19 protein-coding genes are annotated in these 17,240 nt (G+C 59.5%); 4 read left to right on the forward strand and 15 right to left on the reverse strand.

The window, feature by feature from the left end:
* Positions 1–38 precede the first annotated feature (38 nt).
* Positions 39–944, reverse strand: a complete 906-nt coding sequence (locus BLU63_RS16355; protein ID WP_083375790.1) for a LysR family transcriptional regulator — start codon at positions 942–944, stop codon at positions 39–41.
* Between the two features lie 102 nt (positions 945–1,046).
* Between BLU63_RS16355 and BLU63_RS16360 the strand changes: the two genes are divergently transcribed.
* On the forward strand, positions 1,047–2,222 hold the full coding sequence (locus BLU63_RS16360) for an aspartate aminotransferase family protein (protein ID WP_083375791.1): 1,176 nt from the start codon (positions 1,047–1,049) through the stop codon (positions 2,220–2,222).
* Between the two features lie 8 nt (positions 2,223–2,230).
* Here BLU63_RS16360 and BLU63_RS16365 read toward each other — a convergent pair whose 3' ends face one another.
* The 8 genes from BLU63_RS16365 to BLU63_RS16400 all read right to left on the reverse strand — a co-directional run bounded on the left by BLU63_RS16365 (position 2,231) and on the right by BLU63_RS16400 (position 7,430).
* Complete coding sequence (locus tag BLU63_RS16365; RefSeq protein ID WP_077749362.1) at positions 2,231–2,485, reverse strand: Txe/YoeB family addiction module toxin; 255 nt, start codon at positions 2,483–2,485, stop codon at positions 2,231–2,233.
* Complete coding sequence (locus BLU63_RS16370; RefSeq protein WP_010458023.1) at positions 2,482–2,736, reverse strand: type II toxin-antitoxin system prevent-host-death family antitoxin; 255 nt, start codon at positions 2,734–2,736, stop codon at positions 2,482–2,484. Before BLU63_RS16370 ends, BLU63_RS16365 begins: the two co-directional genes overlap by 4 nt.
* 152 nt (positions 2,737–2,888) lie before the next feature.
* Complete coding sequence (locus BLU63_RS16375) at positions 2,889–3,344, reverse strand: bleomycin resistance protein (protein WP_083375792.1); 456 nt, start codon at positions 3,342–3,344, stop codon at positions 2,889–2,891.
* A 12-nt stretch (positions 3,345–3,356) separates the two neighbouring features.
* Positions 3,357–3,866, reverse strand: a complete 510-nt coding sequence (locus BLU63_RS16380; protein ID WP_083375793.1) for a P-loop NTPase family protein — start codon at positions 3,864–3,866, stop codon at positions 3,357–3,359.
* A gap of 14 nt (positions 3,867–3,880) precedes the next feature.
* On the reverse strand, positions 3,881–5,803 hold the full coding sequence (locus BLU63_RS16385; protein ID WP_083375794.1) for an alkaline phosphatase D family protein: 1,923 nt from the start codon (positions 5,801–5,803) through the stop codon (positions 3,881–3,883).
* A gap of 114 nt (positions 5,804–5,917) precedes the next feature.
* Complete coding sequence (locus BLU63_RS16390) at positions 5,918–6,280, reverse strand: hypothetical protein (RefSeq protein ID WP_010458015.1); 363 nt, start codon at positions 6,278–6,280, stop codon at positions 5,918–5,920.
* A 105-nt stretch (positions 6,281–6,385) separates the two neighbouring features.
* A complete protein-coding gene (locus tag BLU63_RS16395; protein ID WP_077749358.1) occupies positions 6,386–6,649 on the reverse strand; it encodes a hypothetical protein in 264 nt (87 codons plus the stop codon).
* Complete coding sequence (locus BLU63_RS16400) at positions 6,639–7,430, reverse strand: MlaA family lipoprotein (RefSeq protein ID WP_083375795.1); 792 nt, start codon at positions 7,428–7,430, stop codon at positions 6,639–6,641. The genes BLU63_RS16395 and BLU63_RS16400 overlap by 11 nt, the downstream gene beginning before the upstream one ends.
* Positions 7,431–7,596: 166 nt before the next feature.
* Between BLU63_RS16400 and BLU63_RS16405 the strand changes: the two genes are divergently transcribed.
* From BLU63_RS16405 to BLU63_RS16415, 3 genes are read left to right on the forward strand one after another with little or no spacing between them, the layout of a single operon-like run.
* The gene (locus tag BLU63_RS16405) at positions 7,597–8,307 is read left to right on the forward strand and encodes a response regulator (protein WP_077749357.1); all 711 of its coding nucleotides are present in this window, start codon (positions 7,597–7,599) and stop codon (positions 8,305–8,307) included.
* Positions 8,304–9,635, forward strand: coding sequence for an ATP-binding protein (locus tag BLU63_RS16410; protein WP_083375796.1), 1,332 nt, complete (start codon positions 8,304–8,306; stop codon positions 9,633–9,635). The genes BLU63_RS16405 and BLU63_RS16410 overlap by 4 nt, the downstream gene beginning before the upstream one ends.
* A gap of 38 nt (positions 9,636–9,673) precedes the next feature.
* Positions 9,674–10,042: a PH domain-containing protein gene (locus tag BLU63_RS16415; RefSeq protein ID WP_083375797.1), complete on the forward strand. Its 369-nt coding sequence runs from the start codon at positions 9,674–9,676 to the stop codon at positions 10,040–10,042.
* A 176-nt stretch (positions 10,043–10,218) separates the two neighbouring features.
* Here the strand turns inward: BLU63_RS16415 and BLU63_RS16420 are convergent, their stop codons facing one another.
* The 6 genes from BLU63_RS16420 to BLU63_RS16450 form a co-directional block, all read right to left on the reverse strand.
* Positions 10,219–10,584 (reverse strand): hypothetical protein, encoded by a 366-nt coding sequence (locus BLU63_RS16420; protein ID WP_010458003.1) that lies wholly within the window; start codon positions 10,582–10,584, stop codon positions 10,219–10,221.
* A 137-nt stretch (positions 10,585–10,721) separates the two neighbouring features.
* Positions 10,722–11,186 carry a hypothetical protein gene (locus tag BLU63_RS16425; RefSeq protein ID WP_010458001.1) on the reverse strand — a complete coding sequence of 155 codons (465 nt, stop codon included), beginning with the start codon at positions 11,184–11,186 and terminating at the stop codon, positions 10,722–10,724.
* Between the two features lie 783 nt (positions 11,187–11,969).
* Positions 11,970–12,191 carry a formate dehydrogenase subunit delta gene (locus BLU63_RS16435; RefSeq protein ID WP_010457997.1) on the reverse strand — a complete coding sequence of 74 codons (222 nt, stop codon included), beginning with the start codon at positions 12,189–12,191 and terminating at the stop codon, positions 11,970–11,972.
* Positions 12,188–15,070, reverse strand: coding sequence for a formate dehydrogenase subunit alpha (gene fdhF / locus BLU63_RS16440; protein WP_083375799.1), 2,883 nt, complete (start codon positions 15,068–15,070; stop codon positions 12,188–12,190). The genes BLU63_RS16435 and fdhF overlap by 4 nt, the downstream gene beginning before the upstream one ends.
* On the reverse strand, positions 15,067–16,599 hold the full coding sequence (locus BLU63_RS16445) for a formate dehydrogenase beta subunit (RefSeq protein ID WP_083375800.1): 1,533 nt from the start codon (positions 16,597–16,599) through the stop codon (positions 15,067–15,069). The genes fdhF and BLU63_RS16445 overlap by 4 nt, the downstream gene beginning before the upstream one ends.
* Entirely contained in the window at positions 16,596–17,072 is a 477-nt protein-coding gene (locus tag BLU63_RS16450; protein WP_010457990.1) for a formate dehydrogenase subunit gamma, read from the reverse strand. The genes BLU63_RS16445 and BLU63_RS16450 overlap by 4 nt, the downstream gene beginning before the upstream one ends.
* Positions 17,073–17,240 lie beyond the last annotated feature (168 nt).

Below are 17,240 nucleotides of genomic sequence, written 5' to 3' on the forward strand. Positions count from 1 at the left end.
CGTCAGTCGGGAGATTAGTGCATGGTGTATTGCCCCGGCTAGTGTTTGGCCCACATCAGCATGGCGAAGTCGACGAAGCGACGCAATTTCGGCAAGCGGTAGCGATCCTGGGCGTACACCAGGTGCATCGGCCGGCTGGGCAGTCGATAGTCTTGCATCAGTGCTACCAGGTTTCCGCTCAGCAGATCCTGCTCGACCAGCGCATCGGGCAACATCACGATGCCCATCCCGGTTCGAGCAGCCTGGTGCAGCCCGGCCGAGCTGTTGATCAGCATCGGTCCTCTGACGGCCACCATGACTTCGCCTTCCGGCCCGCTCAGCCGCCATTGCTTTTCCACGGATTGCCAGTCATCGCCGACCGGGTAGGCAAAGGACAAGCAGTCGTGCTGTTGCAAGTCTTCGGGTTTTTCCGGTGTGCCCCGGCGTGCCAGATAAGACTTCGAGGCGCACATGGTCAGCGTGTAGTCGATGAGCGGGCGGGCGATCAGGTTGGACGGTTCGATTGCGCCCAGGCGAAACGCCACGTCGAGGCCGTTTTCGAGAAGGTCGGGCCGCCCGTTGGTGAGCACCACGTCCAGTTTGACTTGCGGGTAACGCAGGGTGAACTCGCTGAGTGCCGGCGCAAGCTTTTCAGTGCCGAAGGTCAGCGGGGCGGTGATGCGCAATGTCCCGCTCGGGGTGTCCTGACTTTGTTCGGCCAGCCGCTCGGAATCCTCCACCAATCCCAACACCTCCAGACAGCGCTGGTAATAGGCGGAGCCGAACTCCGTCAAACGCTGGCGCCGCGTCGTCCGGTTCAACAAACGCACACCCAGGCGTTGCTCCAGCGCGCGGAGGTGATTGCCGACCATGGTGGTGGACATTTCGCACTGCTGTGCGGCGGCCGTCATGCTCCCGGCTTCGACCACTTTGACGTAAACCGTCATTGCCTGGAATAAATCCATTATCAAGCTCAGCTTTAAGATGATTGAAGTGTTGCAGCGTTTATCCAGCTCAGGTGGCTAACCATACTGCAAAAACACCGACAATTGATGGAGCTTGATGTCATGACCGCCGCTTGCCTGATGACCACTTACCAACCCCTGGCCCTGAGTTTCAGCAAAGGCCTGGGCACTCGACTTTGGGATCAGGCGGGACGTGAGTATCTGGATGCGGTGGCGGGTGTGGCGGTGACCAATGTCGGCCACTCTCATCCCAAAATCGTGTCGGCGATCAGCGAGCAGGCCGGGCTGCTGTTGCATACCTCCAACCTCTACAGCATCGACTGGCAGCAGCGGTTGGCGCAGAAACTGACGCAGTTGTCGGGCATGGAGCGGGCGTTCTTCAACAACTCCGGGGCCGAAGCCAATGAAACCGCGCTGAAGCTCGCACGGCTTTATGGCTGGCATAAAGGCGTCGAGCAGCCGCTGGTGGTTGTGATGGAAAACGCCTTCCATGGCCGGACGCTGGGCACCTTATCCGCCAGCGACGGCCCGGCCGTGCGCCTGGGGTTCAACGAGTTGCCCGGCGACTTCGTCAAAGTGCCCTTCGGCGACCTCAACGCGCTGGAAAAAGTGCGGCAAGCCCATGGCCCGCGCATCGTGGCGATTCTGATGGAACCGATTCAAGGTGAAAGCGGCGTCCAGCTGGCGCCTGCCGGTTACCTGAAAGCCGTGCGCGAACTGTGCAACCGGCGCGGCTGGCTGATGATGCTCGACGAAATCCAGACCGGCATCGGTCGTACCGGTCAGTGGTTTGCCTTCCAACACGAAGGCATCGTCCCGGACGTCATGACCCTGGCCAAGGGCCTCGGCAACGGTATCCCCATTGGCGCCTGCCTGGCCCGGGGCAAAGCCGCCGAGCTGTTCACCCCCGGCAGCCATGGCAGCACCTTCGGCGGTAATCCGCTGGCGTGTCGGGTCGGCTGCACGGTGTTGGACATCATCGAAGAACAAGGTCTGCTGGAAAACGCCAGGCTTCAGGGGGAACGCCTGCTGGCAAGACTGCGCGCCGAACTGGCCGACGACCCGAACGTCCTGGCGATTCGTGGCCAAGGCTTGATGATCGGCATCGAGCTCAAGCAACCGATCCGCGACCTGACCCTGATCGCCGCACGCGACCACGGCTTGCTGATCAACGTGACACGGGGCAAGACCATCCGCCTGCTACCACCGCTGACGATTGATGAGCGGGAAGTGGAGATGATTGTCAGAGGGGTTTGTCGGGCGATGAGAACATCCTGAGATCGTGTTCAGTAGTGATATCTACACATCACGACGCGAATCTCACCTTCATCGACCTCGTAGACCAAACGATGCTCAGCAGTAATTCGACGTGACCAAAAGCCGCTCAAATTGTGTTTGAGCGGCTCAGGCTTTCCGAGCCCGTCGAATGGTTCACGCTGGATAGCTGTGATGAGCAGGTTGATTCGTTTGAGTCCGGCCTTGTCATTTTGTTGGAACCATAAATAGTCGTCCCAACCTTCGGGAGTGAACTCAATATTCATTCTTCGATGAGTTGCCTGGATTGGGTCTTCCCTGCACGCAAGTTGCTGATCGATTTGATCAGGCGCTCAGCATTGGCGGGGGAGCGCAGCAGATAGGCGGTCTCTTCGAGAGCGTTGTACTCCGCCAGAGACATCATCACTACGGGTTCGCCTTTCTGGCGAGTAACCAGCAACGGCGCACGGTCTTCATTGACCCTATCCATGGTTTCGGCCAGATGGGCCCGTGCGGTGGTGTAGTTGATAGTTTGCATGTTGTAGTCCTCGCTCGATGCAAAGAACGTACAGAAATGAGTACAGGTTGACAAGGCGATACCTCCGAGTGGTCGTTACGCAGACGATGTGTCTACGCTTGCACTGAGTATCGCCGAAGCTTCTTCAAGACGTTTCCGAGACCGATGTAATCCTAATCCGATTTGCCCGCGATCCGATCTACGGACAAACACACCCGCTCCCCCAAACTCTCCACCAACCGAACCAGATACCCATCCGGGTCCTGAACCAGAAATTCACGTTGCCCGACCTCCACCGCATCAGCGCGATACCAGACATCGGCGCAGGGACGAAACAGCGGCCATTCAACTTCGGCCAATCGTTGGAGTATCGGCTCGACGAGATCAACAGTGATCTGAAAGTTGATGCCCCGGCCAAACGGCGCTTCCAATGCTCCGGTCATCCACTGGCCTTCGTCTGGAGCGTATTGCTCCAGCATGATTTGCACGCCGTTGTTATCGAGGTAGGCGAAACCCGCTTCAGGGCGCTCGTAGGCAATCTTGAAACCGATTAGCGAGGTCCAGAAATGCAGGCTTTTCTTGATGTCGGTGACCATCAGTTCGGGGACTAACTTGCTCCGTGCAAACATACCAATCCTTTTTCAAACGCTGTGTGACGAGTCGGAAAGAGTGTTCACGAAGGCCGCGATTTCACCTCGATCCCTGAGTCTGATTTTTGAACCGCTGAACCCTTCGAACAGCTGCCGGTGTGCGGAAAACCCGCTGGCGTCTTTGCGAACACGATAACTGCCGGCCCATTCCAGCAACGCGATCAGCAATTCGTCGTTGTCCGGCCGGTTTTCTCGCTGACGAATATTGGCGACGCAGCTTTCGTCGTCAACACACAGCCAGACCAGCGCTGTTGCACGGTTGATCAGTTCGCTGACGATCCAGCCGTAAACACCCTCAATCACCCAGCGCTCTTCATCGGCCAGCACGCGCGCCATGCCCAATGCTTCGGAGCGAGGGCGGGCGATGCTGCTTTCATCCGACAGCCAGTGGACGCGGTCAAGATCAGTCCACGGCGCATGCAGGTGTTCGGCCAGTTGTTTAGCCAGCCAGCTTTTGCCCGCGCCAGAGTTGCCGATGATCAGGGTTCGGGTGAGGTTCATGGTGGCTCACACGTTCAGTCGTCATTGTCAGGCGCAATCATCCGCGTCTTCGGTGCACCGTTTGAATTGTGCTGAAAGATTTCCTGCGGCTGTCCCTTTTCATTGAAGAACACTTGGCCGATCCCTGCCGAATTCCACAGCCGTTCACCCGCTTCGGCATGTTCAGGGATGTGCGGGATGATGCGCATGCGACGGCGTTTGGTCAGCCAATTGAGCGGCGAGCGCGGCGAGTAGAGCCAGCGGTTGAGGCGGTCGAACCATTCGAGCAGCGTGGGCGGGAATTCGTTTTTGATGCCGCTGCTGGTGATCTGCCAGATCCTCGGACCGGCCTGGCGGTGTCGGATCAGGACTTCGTAGACGAAGGAATAATGCACATCGCCCGACAGCACCACGTAGTTACCCGGTGTGCGCGAGTGTCGGAAAATGTTCAGGATCACCTGGGCCGCGCCCCGATGGGCCATCCAGTTTTCCGCGTCGACCAGTAGCGGATAACCGCACCAGCTGAAGACGCGTTGCACGGTTTCGATCAGTTTGACGCCGAAGATCGGCGCTGGCGAAACAATGATCGCCGACGGGTGATCGAGCAGTTCCTGTTGCAGTTCGCTGAGCGCTTCCCAGTCCAGCAGACCCGAGGGTTGCTTGAGATTCATCTCGCTGCGCCAGCGTCGGGTGCGGGTGTCGATGACAACCAGCGCCGGAGTGGTCGGCAGCACGTAATGCCAGTGTTGAAAGCCGAGCAGATCATCGATCAGAGCGTCCTGGACGTCGCTGTCGAGATAATCGTCGTGCCCCGTGGCACTCAATAATCGGGCTTTTTCCAGCACGTCGCCGAACGCATCCGGGTTGTTGCCCCAGCCCTGGCACAGCATGTAGGCGAGCAGCGCGTTGCCGATGATGCGCTTGGAGAACGGATGGCCGTAGGCCGTTTCCTCCCATTGCGCGGACAGATTCCAGTCATCGGTAATGTCATGGTCGTCGAAAATCATCAGGCACGGCAGATGCGCCATGGCCCGCGCGACATCCCCCAGGCCCCCCTTGAAGTCATCGATACGCGTCTGTTCAAGGGCATAACGCTTGCGTCTTTCGGGCGTCAGCGCTGGCGGTTGTGGCGCGATCAGCGTCCAGGGAGTCGGCGACCAGACCAGCAGGTACATGGCCATGACTTCAGCGAATGTCACCAGGTGATTGTCGGCGCTGCTGCTGGTGAAAATCGGCTTGCGCGCTCCGCCGAAAAATCGCTCGCGCAAGGTTTTGTTGCTCTCAAGCGCCGGCAACAAATCCGCACGATGGTAATAACTGGCAGGGTGTTCGTAGAGTTTGGCGCTGTCGCTGACCACCGCACCTTCGAGGCGTTCTTCGAACAGCCCCAGTTGAGTGATCAGCGCATGGATCGCCCGCAACATCGGACCGGCGACATCGTCGGCGTACACCTGATCGCCGCTCATCATCAGCAGGGCCGGGCGCTCCGTCGCGGCATGTTCTGTCGCCAGAAAACGATCGACGCACAGCAAACCGTCGGCTGCCGGGTGGTGAGGTTTACGGCAGGAACCGTGCATCAACTGATCAATGCGCGAACGCAAAACAAAATTCGGGCAACGGGCTTCGCCGTACAGCAGATGAGGCGCCCAGTCGGCAATACCGGTCGCCGCGTCATCTATCAGCAGGTCATAGTCGATCAGGGTGTCGCAGGGCAGGGCGGTCGCCAGTGGTACATCGATCAGGTGGACGAAGGCATGCTTGCCCACCGGAATGACCGTGCATTGCCCGGCATCGAGGCGAATGTCACCGACACCTTGCAGGCGCAAGGTCAGCGACAAGGCTCGGGTTCCCACCAGCCAGAGCACCAGACGCGTGGGCTCCAGACGCCGCAACAGCGGGCCGGCGAGGACCGGTGGCAGAGAGCGATGGCTGTCGGGGAATGGCGAAGACATGGACATGCAGGTTCAAGACTCTTGGTGCACAGAGCGCGCGATGATAGCGCAGGCAGCGCCCGGGATTATCTGATGGCTACTGGCTTGCTGCTGAAATTGTAAAGCCGAGCCGGGCAGTGCTCATTTGCCATCAATGATCACTGCGCATATTACAAACGTCAGGAATGCCGTCACCAGGCTGCAAGCTCCGGCTATCAAATGGCGCCCGACCGGATACTCATCCTGCTTGAACCTGGCGACTGTGAAGAGCCATGTCCCGAAGAAGACGCCAAAGGTCGCCATGATCGTATAGAGAAAGTAAGCAGGTCGTGTTTTTGTCTCATCGGGGCTCATGAACATCAGCACGATCGTCGCGACAATCAAACTGGCCAGAGCACCTGCCAGGTTGGCGAACCACAGATACAAGCTGCCACGGTTCCTCACTATCCAGAACCAGATCCCCGCTGACGCAGCCAAGAACACCAATATTGCGACGAGAACCATTCATTCTTCCTTGGTAACAATGGCGTCCATTGTTCTTTGAGGTGGGGCGATGGCGTGCACGATAGCAAATCAGTGGCGTGGTGTTGAAGTGAGACGGGCGATTCATCAAGGCAGCGAAAGGCTGTCCCCCCTCATGACACTGGTTTCCCCATTGGCCACCAGCCAGCGAAACAGCTCGCTCAGCGACACCGTATGACTGCGCTCGATCCAGCGCACCACCGCCGGACCGTAGTGTTCGGTGTAGCGGCTGAGCACCAGTTGGCGGCAGTCCGGTGACAGGCGTAGGGTGATTTCCCGGCAGTGCACATTAACCGCGTCGTGCCGGGTCACTCGCTGTTGCAGCGTCAAATGATTGCTTTCAGAAACCATCGGTCGGTACTCCTTCGCATTGAGGTTGGGTTGTTTGCGCTGAGCCTTGTTTGCCATCCTCCACATAAGCGGCTCGATGCTCGGCGACCACGTTGCGCAAGGCGCTGTAGTAATCCGGCAATTTTTGCAGGCTGTCGGTCAGCGGTAATGCTTCGGCTCGACCATCGACGATGCCGCCGACCGTGTTGATCGTGGACAGCGTGTCCACGGTATCGCTGTTGCTGCCGAACGGATCGACCACAAAACTCAGCACTCGCCCGGCTGCATCGCGGCTGTTCGAGGTGCCGAACAAGGGCAGCTCGACGATCGGACCGTTGCCGATGCCCCACACGCCGAAGGTCTGGCCGAAATCTGCTTTGTGACGCGGGATGCCGGCCATGCCGGACACATCGATCAAGCCCACCACGCCCACGGTGGTATTGAGCGCGAAACGTCCCAACGTATTGACCGAGCGCATCGGGTTGCCTTGCAGCAGGTCGTTGATAAAGACCTTGGGCTCGCCAAAGTTCGCGACAAAGTTGTGCACACCGGTCTGGAAAAAGTCCGGCAAGTACCGATAGCCACGGGCGACCGGCGCCAGGGCATAGTCATCGGCCACCCGATTGAAGGCAAAGACACCGCGGTTGAACGGTTCCGCCGGGTCGTACACCGAAAAGCTGATTTCGGCACACGTCACGGTGGCGGACGCCGGCGGTTGGCTGCTGCAACCCGCCAGCCCGGCGGCCAGCACGGCCATCGATGTGTTGCGGACCAACCAGGGAGCACATTTGAAAGGCAACATGGACGCAAGTCTCGGGAGGAATTCGCCGAGATGCTGAGCCCCAGGCCTTGCACAAAGATGTCTGGTTTATTGCGGTGCTGACGCTTTATTGCAGGATTGAAATATATGACGCGCTGGCGGGAATGGTTTTAGATGGCGGCTCCATTCGCCCCTTAAGTGACCTTCGGTGAACAGCCTTTTAATTGTGGACGACGACCTTGAAGTCCTCGATCTGCTGAAAAAATTCTTCGTGCAGCACGGCTACAGCGTCGAGGTCGCCACCGACGGCGCGTCGCTGTGGGCGGCCATCGAGCGCCAGCCACCGGACCTGATCATTCTTGACGTGATGTTGCCGGGGGACAGCGGATTGATCCTGTGTCAGCAACTGCGGATTCGCTACGCCATGCCGGTGATCATGCTGACCGCCATGGGCGAACTCAGCGACCGGGTCGTCGGCCTCGAACTCGGCGCCGATGATTACCTGACCAAACCTTTCGACGCCCGCGAGCTGCTGGCCCGGGTGCGCGCCGTGCTGCGGCGCGTGGACGAACGCCGGCCGGTCGTGACGGAGCGCCCACGGCCGCTGATCGACTTCGCCGACTGGCACCTCGACGTCACCCGCCGTGAACTGCGCTCGCCGGACAACGTGATGATCCCGCTGTCGGCCGGTGAGTTCGACTTGCTGCTGGTCTTCGTCGAACACCCTCAACGCATCCTCACCCGCGAGCAGTTGCTGGACCTGGCGCGGGGGCATTGCCATGACGCGTTTGATCGCAGCATCGATGTGCAAGTCAGCCGCCTGCGACGCAAGCTCGAATCCGACACCAAACGCCCGGCGATGATTCGCACGGTGCGCAATGGCGGTTATCTGTTCACCCCCAGCGTGACCCGGCGATGAGCTGGTTGAAGCGGATTCGCCGGGACACGGTGGCGCGCTGGATCGCCTTGACCATCATTCTGGCGATGCTGATTTCATTGGCGCTCAACGGGCTGTTTATCCAACTGGCGGGTGTGTGGGCGCGCCCACCGCTGACCGAAACCGGGTTGCTGGACAAAATGGCCGCCATCACCCGCATCATCCAGGCCGCCCCGGCGCCGCTGCGCAGCCAACTGGCGCACGCCGTCAGCGATGAGGGCTTCATCGTCAGTTGGCACCTTGATCGACGTGAGCTCAATCTGCCGACGGTGGAGGACCTGGATTCCGAAATCGGCTCGACCATCCTGCATCCGTTGCTTAAGTTCGCCGCGCGAATCCAGACCTACGAGCCGGCCGACTGGACGGAACCCTCGGCGGACGCCCGTTACGCGCTGCTGATCCAGCTGCCGGACGCGACCTGGGTCATGTTCTCCGCCCCTTCGCGCAGCTGGGGCCTGGACGAAGCGCCGCGTTACCTGATCGTCATCCTGCTGGTGCTGATCTCCACCACCCTGGTCGCGCTGATCGCCACCCGCCGCCTCGCCACACCTTTGCAACACTTCGCCGAAGGCGCCCGACGTTTCGGCGTGGACTTCCGCGCCCCGCCGATCGAACCGCTAGGCCCTCAGGAAATCCGCCAGGCGATCCTCGCGTTCAACGCCATGCAGGCCCAACTGCAACACTTCATTCGCGACCGCACCCAAATGCTCGCCGCCATCTCCCACGACCTGCGCGCGCCCCTGACGCGGATGCGTTTGCGCGGGGAATTCATCGAAGACAGCGAGCAACAGCAGCGGCTGTTTCGTGATGTGGATGAAATGCAGGCGATGATCAACTCGGCGCTGGAATTCTTCCGGGATGATGCGCGGCTTGAACCGGCGACCCAGTTCGATCTGGCCGAGTTGCTGCAAACGTTGCTGGATGATTACCGGGATCAGGGGGTTGAGATCGCCTACGTCGGGCCGACGCGGTGGGTGTATTTCGGGCGGCCGCTGGGGCTTAAGCGGGTGATGACCAATCTGCTGGATAACGCGATCAAGTACGGCAGTGAGCCGGCAATTGAGTTGATTGCTGATGCTGGGGAAGTGCGGATCAAAGTACTGGATCGCGGGCCGGGTATTCCGCAGGCCAGCCTTGAACAAGTGTTTGTGCCGTTCTTTCGCATGGAAGGATCGCGCAACAAGAGCACCGGCGGTGTGGGCTTGGGATTATCGGCGGCGCGGGCGATAGTGTTGGAGCATGGCGGGGAATTGAAACTGCGAAATCGGTCGAAGGGCGGGTTGGAAGCGTTGGTGGTGTTGCCCGTGTAACCGGCCCAGGTGTCCATTTGAAAAACAGGGAATGACAGATGATTGATTTCAACAACAAAGGCTTCTTCAAACTCAAGCAAAACGACGAATACGCCGAACGCGTCACCGCGCTGCTACTGGACGGGGAACAGGTGATCGACTCCTACAAATCCATGCGCGATGGCGTGGTGTTTACCAACAAGCGGATCATCGCGGTCAACGTCCAGGGCCTTACCGGCAGCAAGAAAGACTTCACCTCGTTGCCGTACAAAAACATCGTGGCGTATTCGGTGGAAACGTCGGGGACGTTTGACCTGGATTCGGAGTTGGAGATTTATTTTTCGTCGCTGGGGAAGGTGAAGTTCGAGTTCACCGGGAAGACATCGATGGTGGAAATTTCGAAACTGATTTCCAAGCATTTGCTCTGAGCTGAGTGATCGAAGGCCCCGAAAAACTCGGGGCTCATCCCGGATGTCAGTCAGTTACACACCCCCCCTGTAGGAGCGAGCCTGCTCGCGATAGCGCAGATCAGCCAACATCAAATGTCGATCAGCACTGGCTCGCATGATCGCTGTACATACCGTTTTCTTTTTCAGCGCCTTCATCATCCGGAAACCAAATGCGTCCACGCCAAATTGAGCGCAATCGAGCCGGTGACGAGACTGACTGCCCCAGCGAACAGATGGCGCAGGAACAGGTTTTCCGGCTGTTGAAGCCTTGCGATGAGCCACATCCATGTTCCGACTAATGTGCCAAGCGCGGCCATGATCGAGAACAACATATAGGGAGCGTTCGGTGGGGCATCCCCGTTGGCGACGCGAGTCAGGTACTCCACGATCATTGCGACGATACAGCCACCTACGAAGCCCGCGAGATTGGCAAGCCACACATTCATGGTGCCGCGAGCGCGCACCACCCAAACCCACATTCCCGCCCACGCAGCGTAAATAACCAGCCAGTCGAACAGCATTATTTATTCCATCCCTTGGTGACCTGCCCCGGAAACGATCCACTGTGTTGGAGGGGGATGCAGTGGCTGCCGCGTTGTTCGCCCGCCAAGCACTGAGCATTGAAAGCCCCGAAAGCTCGGGGCTTATTCAACCCGGGTTAGTGTTTTTGATGTACTTCATACTGGATGCTGTAGCCGTCGCCTAAATCGATCTTTTTAGACTCTGCAGTAGCCGTCAAAGGGATTTTTGCGGTGAGCTTATTTGTTTTTATGTCGGGGCGAATAGTGATGCATTGGGACTTGCTAATTTTGCCGATTTCTTCGCTTTTGTCGATCACGGTCGAACTTTCAATGATAATGGAAAGCTCGTTTTCTTTTGATAGTCCATCTATGGTAGTTCCATCAAATACAGGTGTGGAACGCAGGATTTTTTTATTCCCTTCGCAAACAAGTTCTACGTAATTACGCGTCTGACCTTCTTTTGAATAGTACGGAGCGTTAGAGTCAATCCGGTCTGAAGTTGTTCGCTTCGGTGTGATGAGTTTAAGGTCAACAACATAGCTTGGCGCGCTATGCGCTTGGCTTGCGAGAAGTACACCGGCGAGCAGAAGATACTTTTTCATTGTTTTCATCCTTGACGTGATTGAACTGAAACTGGCAGTTTGGTTTTTTATAGGTGCGATTTTTAAAATGTCTACAAGTTTATTTTGGTGAGGATGGAACCGGGTATCCCAGTTTTTCCTCAATCAGTTTGTAGACTGACTCATGGGTGCTGTAATTGATAACACCTGTTTTGCATGAGTCTTTGAGGAAGGATTTTACTGTTCCCTTGTTCGTGCCGTAGTGGCTGGAAACGTAGTCGTCCTCAAACTCTTGTACGCAATTGAAAAATTTGTCGTCCCTTGCTTTGTTGCGAGCCATTGTTAGTCCTTTATGTGGTTTTTTAACGAAGTGCGTGGATCAGTGGCGACTATTTTGAGATTCGTGCCTGTCGAGAAATCTAGCAGAGGCAGTACGGAGGGCGCAATTGAAATAATGTCCTATGGCCATTACGTCCGAAGCGGGCGCGGATTCTGGTGACCACGACGGCCCACGCAGGAAAAACGGCTTAACCCACATTTCGTCACTCACTGAATATCCAGGGCGTTCGACGCTGTACTTGGGTGAAGCGCGCCACGCTCGAGTAATCGACTTTGATTTCCAATCATTTGCTGTGAGCTGAGTGATCGAAGGCGCCGAAAAACCCGTGGTTCATCCCGGATGTCAGTCAGTTCACAAAACCCCTGTAGGAGCGAGCCTGCTCGCGATGGCGTCAGTACATTCAGCATTGTTGCTGACTGATCTGACGCCATCGCGAGCAGGCTCACTCCTACAGGTTTTTCGGTCGATCTTGAGCTTGTGTGAACCTAAGCCTCCCACCCCGCGCCACTGACCGCCGCCTGCGCCAACGGGTGCAAATCCGCCCCGTGATGTTCTGTCTGCCAGGCCAGCAATTCCTTGCGCATGCCCGGCGTCCAGTACATCTGCAGGTGATTACGCACACCGAGCACGGCCGCTTGCTGGTCCGGTTCGGTGGCGAAATACAGGGCGATCTGGTTGACCATCTTGATCAGGTTCTCCGTACTCATCGGCGCACCTCCGCTTTGGCGCCACGGGCATGCCGGCGTTCCTTGAGCAGACGGTCCTGTTCATCACTGAAGGCCTGATAGCGTTTTTGCCACTCGGAAGGGTGGTAGACGCGGCTGACTTCCACGGCCGTGACCTTGTACTCCGGACAGTTGGTAGCCCAGTCGGAGTTGTCGGTGGTGATGACGTTGGCCCCCGATTCCGGGAAGTGGAACGTCGTGTACACCACGCCCGGCGCGACCCGCTCGGTGACCCGCGCACGCAGTACGGTCTGACCGGCGCGGCTGCCGATGCCGACCCAGTCGCCTTCGTTGATGCCTCGGCTCTCGGCGTCGGTCGGGTGGATTTCCAGGCGGTCTTCATCGTGCCAGGCGACGTTTTCGGTTCGCCGTGTCTGAGCGCCGACGTTGTACTGACTGAGGATGCGCCCGGTGGTCAGCAGCAGGGGATAGCGATTGTTGACCTTCTCCTCGGTGGGCACGTACCCGGTGAGCATGAAGCGCCCTTTGCCGCGCACGAACTGATCGATGTGCATGGTCGGCGTGCCGTCTGGCGCCGCGGCGTTGCACGGCCATTGCAGGCTGCCGTGGCTGTCGAGTGCGGCGTAACTGACGTTGGTGAACGTCGGCGTCAGGCTGGCGATTTCATCCATGATTTGCGACGGATGCGTGTAGCTCATCGGGTAGCCCAGGGCGTTGGCCAGCGCCACTGTGCCTTCCCAGTCAGCCTTGCCGCCCAGCGGTTCCATGACCTTGCGCACCCGCGAGATACGCCGCTCGGCGTTGGTGAAGGTGCCGTCCTTTTCCAGGAACGAGCTGCCCGGCAGGAATACATGAGCGAACCTGGCGGTTTCGTTGAGGAAAATGTCCTGCACCACGATGCATTCCATGGCCGACAAGGCTGCGGTGACGTGCTGGGTGTTCGGGTCGCTCTGGGCGATGTCTTCGCCTTGGCAATACAGGCCTTTGAAACTGCCGGCCAGCGCCGACTCGAACATATTCGGGATACGCAGCCCCGGGTCGGGTTGCAAAGTGACGTTCCAGGCCTGTTCGAACTGCGCCCGTACCACTTCGTTGGAGATGTGCCGGTAACCGGGCAATTCGTGGGGGAACGAACCCATGTCGCAGGAGCCCTGAACGTTGTTCTGCCCACGCAGCGGGTTCACGCCCACGCCTTCGCGGCCGATGTTGCCGGTGGCCATGGCGAGGTTGGCGATGCCCATGACCGCAGTGCTGCCCTGGCTGTGTTCGGTGATGCCCAGGCCGTAGTAGATCGCCGCATTGCCGGCACCGGCATACAGGCGAGCGGCGGCGCGGATATCGGCAGCGGCGACGCCGCAGACCGGGCCGAGGACTTCCGGCGAGTGTTCCGCGCGGCTGACGAACTCGCTCCAGCGAGCGAAATCGCTACCCTCGCAACGGGCGTCGATAAAGGCCTGATCGAGCAAGCCTTCGGTGACGATGACGTGGGCCAACGCATTGAGCATGGCGACGTTAGTGCCCGGGCGCAGGGCCAAGTGCAGTTCGGCGCGGGCATGCACCGCGTCCACCAGATCAATGCGCCGTGGGTCGATGACGATCAGCCGTGCGCCTTCACGCAGGCGGCGTTTGAGTTGGGAGGCGAACACCGGGTGGGCGTCGCTGGGGTTGGCGCCCATCACCAGAATCACGTCGGCCTGCATCACCGAGTCGAAACTCTGGGTCCCGGCGGATTCGCCCAAGGTTTGTTTCAGCCCATAACCGGTCGGCGAGTGGCAGACCCGCGCACAGGTGTCGACGTTGTTATTGCCGAACGCAGCGCGCACCAGTTTTTGCACCAAGTAAGTTTCTTCGTTGGTGCAACGGCTGGAGGTGATGCCACCAATGGAGTCGCGGCCGTATTTTTGCTGCAACCGACGGAATTCGCTGGCGGCGTAAGTCACCGCTTCATCCCAGCTGACTTCCTGCCACGGGTCGTTGATGTGTTTGCGGATCATCGGTTTGGTGATGCGATCCGGGTGGGTGGCGTAGCCCCAGGCGAAGCGCCCTTTGACGCACGAGTGGCCATGGTTGGCCTGGCCGTTCTTGTCCGGAACCATGCGCACCAACTGGTCGCCTTTCATCTCGGCGCGGAACGAGCAGCCCACGCCGCAATAGGCGCAGGTGGTGATCACGCTGTGCTCCGGCTGACCCAGTTCGACCACGCTTTTTTCCATCAGCGTCGCCGTAGGGCAGGCCTGCACACAGGCGCCGCAGGACACGCATTCGGAGTCGAGGAAGTTATCGCCACCGGCCGCCGCCACCCGTGATTCAAAACCGCGTCCGGTAATCGTCAGGGCAAAGGTGCCCTGGGTTTCTTCGCAGGCACGCACGCAGCGGTTGCAGACGATGCACTTGCTCGGGTCGTAGTCGAAATAGGGGTTGGAGGTGTCCTTCACGTCGGCCAGATGGTTCTCGCCTTCATAGCCGTAACGCACTTCCCGCAGGCCGACCTGACCGGCGACGGTTTGCAGCTCGCAGTTGCCGTTGGCCGAGCAGGTCAGGCAGTCCAGCGGGTGATCGGAGATGTACAACTCCATGACATTGCGACGCAGGGTCGCGAGCTTCGGCGTCTGGGTGTGCACGGTCATGCCTTCGGTGACCGGCGTGGTGCAAGACGCGGGATAGCCGCGCATGCCGTCGATCTCCACCAGGCACATGCGGCAAGAGCCGAAGGCTTCCAGGCTGTCGGTGGCACACAGTTTCGGAATGGTCGTGCCCATCAACGCGGCGGCGCGCATCACCGAAGTGCCTTCGGGCACGCTGATGCTGCGACCGTCGATGCTCAGGGTTATCTGCACGTCGCTGTCGCGGGCCGGGGTGCCCAGATCAATATCGGTTTTCGGGTCGAAGAGGGTAATCATTGGTCGGCCTCCGAAGATTGCAGACCGAAGTCGGCGGGGAAGTACTTGAGGGCGCTGACCACCGGAAAGGGGGCCATGCCGCCCAAGGCGCACAGCGAACCGTATTGCATCGTGTCGCACAGGTCCTTGAGGATGATGACCTGCTCATCGCGACCACTCTGGTCCGGCGCGGCCAACAGACGGTCGATCACCTCCACGCCCCGGGTCGAGCCGATACGGCACGGCGTGCATTTGCCGCAGGATTCCTCAGCGCAGAACTGCAAGGCGAAACGCGCCATTTGCGCCATGTCCAGGCTGTCGTCCGCGACCACCACGCCGCCGTGACCGAGCATCGCGCCGATCCCGGCGAACGCTTCGTAATCCAGCGGCGTGTCGAATTGCGACGGCGGCACCCAGGCGCCGAGCGGGCCACCGACCTGAGCTGCTTTCAACGGCCGGCCACTGGCGGTGCCGCCGCCGTAGTCTTCCACCAGTTCGCGCAGGGTCAGGCCAAAGGCCCGTTCTACCAGGCCACCGTGAAGAATATTGCCCGCCAACTGGAAGGGCATCGTGCCTAGGGAACGGCCCATGCCGTAATCGCGATAGAACTGCGCACCCTTGGCCAGAATCAGCGGCACCGAGGCCAGGGTCAGCACGTTGTGCACCAGCGTCGGCAGGCCGAACAGGCCCTTCAACGCGGGAATCGGCGGCTTGGCGCGAACGACCCCGCGCTTGCCTTCGAGCGAATCCAGCAACGCGGTTTCCTCACCGCAGATGTAAGCGCCGGCCCCGACGCGCACTTCCATATCAAAAGCCAAGCCGCTGCCGCCGACATTGGCCCCGAGGTAACCGTTGGACCGGGCAATCTCCAGCGCCTCGTTCAGCGTGGCGATGGCCTGTGGGTATTCCGAGCGCACATAGATGTAGCCGTAGCTGGCGCCGACGGTGATGCCGGCAATGGCCATGCCTTCGATCAGCAGGAAGGGGTCGCCTTCCATCAACATGCGGTCGGCGAAAGTGCCGGAGTCGCCTTCGTCGGCGTTGCACACAATGTATTTCTGCACAGCCTGGGTGGCACGCACCGTGCGCCATTTGATCCCGGCGGGGAACGCTGCGCCGCCACGGCCACGCAGGCCTGAATCGAACACTTCCGTTGCAGTTTGATCACCGCCAACGGTCACGGCTCTCGTTAAACCTTCGAAACCGCCATGGGCCCGGTAATCATCCAGCGACAACGGCCGAGTGATACCGGCGCGGGCGAACAGCAAACGTTGTTGAGACTTCAGATAGGGCAATTCTTCCACCAGGCCCAAGGCCAGTGGGTGCGAGGACGGCTCACCTTGCAGCGCATCGAGCACCGACGGCACATCGCTAGCGGTCAGCGGGCCGAAGCCGATTCGGCCTTGCGGGGTGTCCACTTCCAGCAAGGGTTCCAGCCAATACAGGCCGCGAGAGCTGGTGCGTTGCAGGTCCTGACCGGCAAGGGCAGACGCCACCGCATCGGCACCCACGGCACGGGCAAGAGAATCACAGGGTAGATAGAGGCTCATGCGTCCTCCCGGCAAGCGTCGAGCAAAGCATCGAGACGCTCGGCACTGAGCCGCGCATGCACCTGACCATCCAGCTCCAGCGCCGGCGAACAGGCGCAGGCACCGAGGCAATACACCGGACGCAAACTGATGCTGCCGTCGGCGCTGCTGCCGTGATCATCCAGTTGCAGGCGATCACGCAACTGCGCGGCGAGCTGCTCGGCGCCACGACTCTTGCACGACTCAGCCCGGCACAACCGCAGGATATGCCGGGCCGGCGGCGCGGTACGGAAGTCATGGTAAAAGCTGATCACCCCGCGAACCTCGGCCTGACTCTGGTTGAGCGCGTGGGCAATCTCGGGGATGGCGGCATCGGGGATGTAACCGATACCGGCCTGAATCTCATGAAGGATGGGCAACAGTGCACCCGCAGAGCCTTTGTGGCGCTCCAGCACGCTGTTGACCATAGGCAATTGCAACATCTCATCAGGCATACAGCATTCCTCACGGTCACGGACAAACCAGGTGGTTGTCGGTCGTCCGAAAGTGTCGGCTGCGGCATTCACACCACGTCACGGTATCGTGGCATTGTCAGGCCGTTGGCCAGGGCACCCTGAGCGGGCATCTTGTTGTGCCCGATACGGTCTTCGCCGCACCTCTAT

Origin of the sequence: Pseudomonas mandelii, from assembly GCF_900106065.1 — a bacterium.
In the GTDB taxonomy this organism is placed as follows: domain Bacteria; phylum Pseudomonadota; class Gammaproteobacteria; order Pseudomonadales; family Pseudomonadaceae; genus Aquipseudomonas; species Aquipseudomonas mandelii.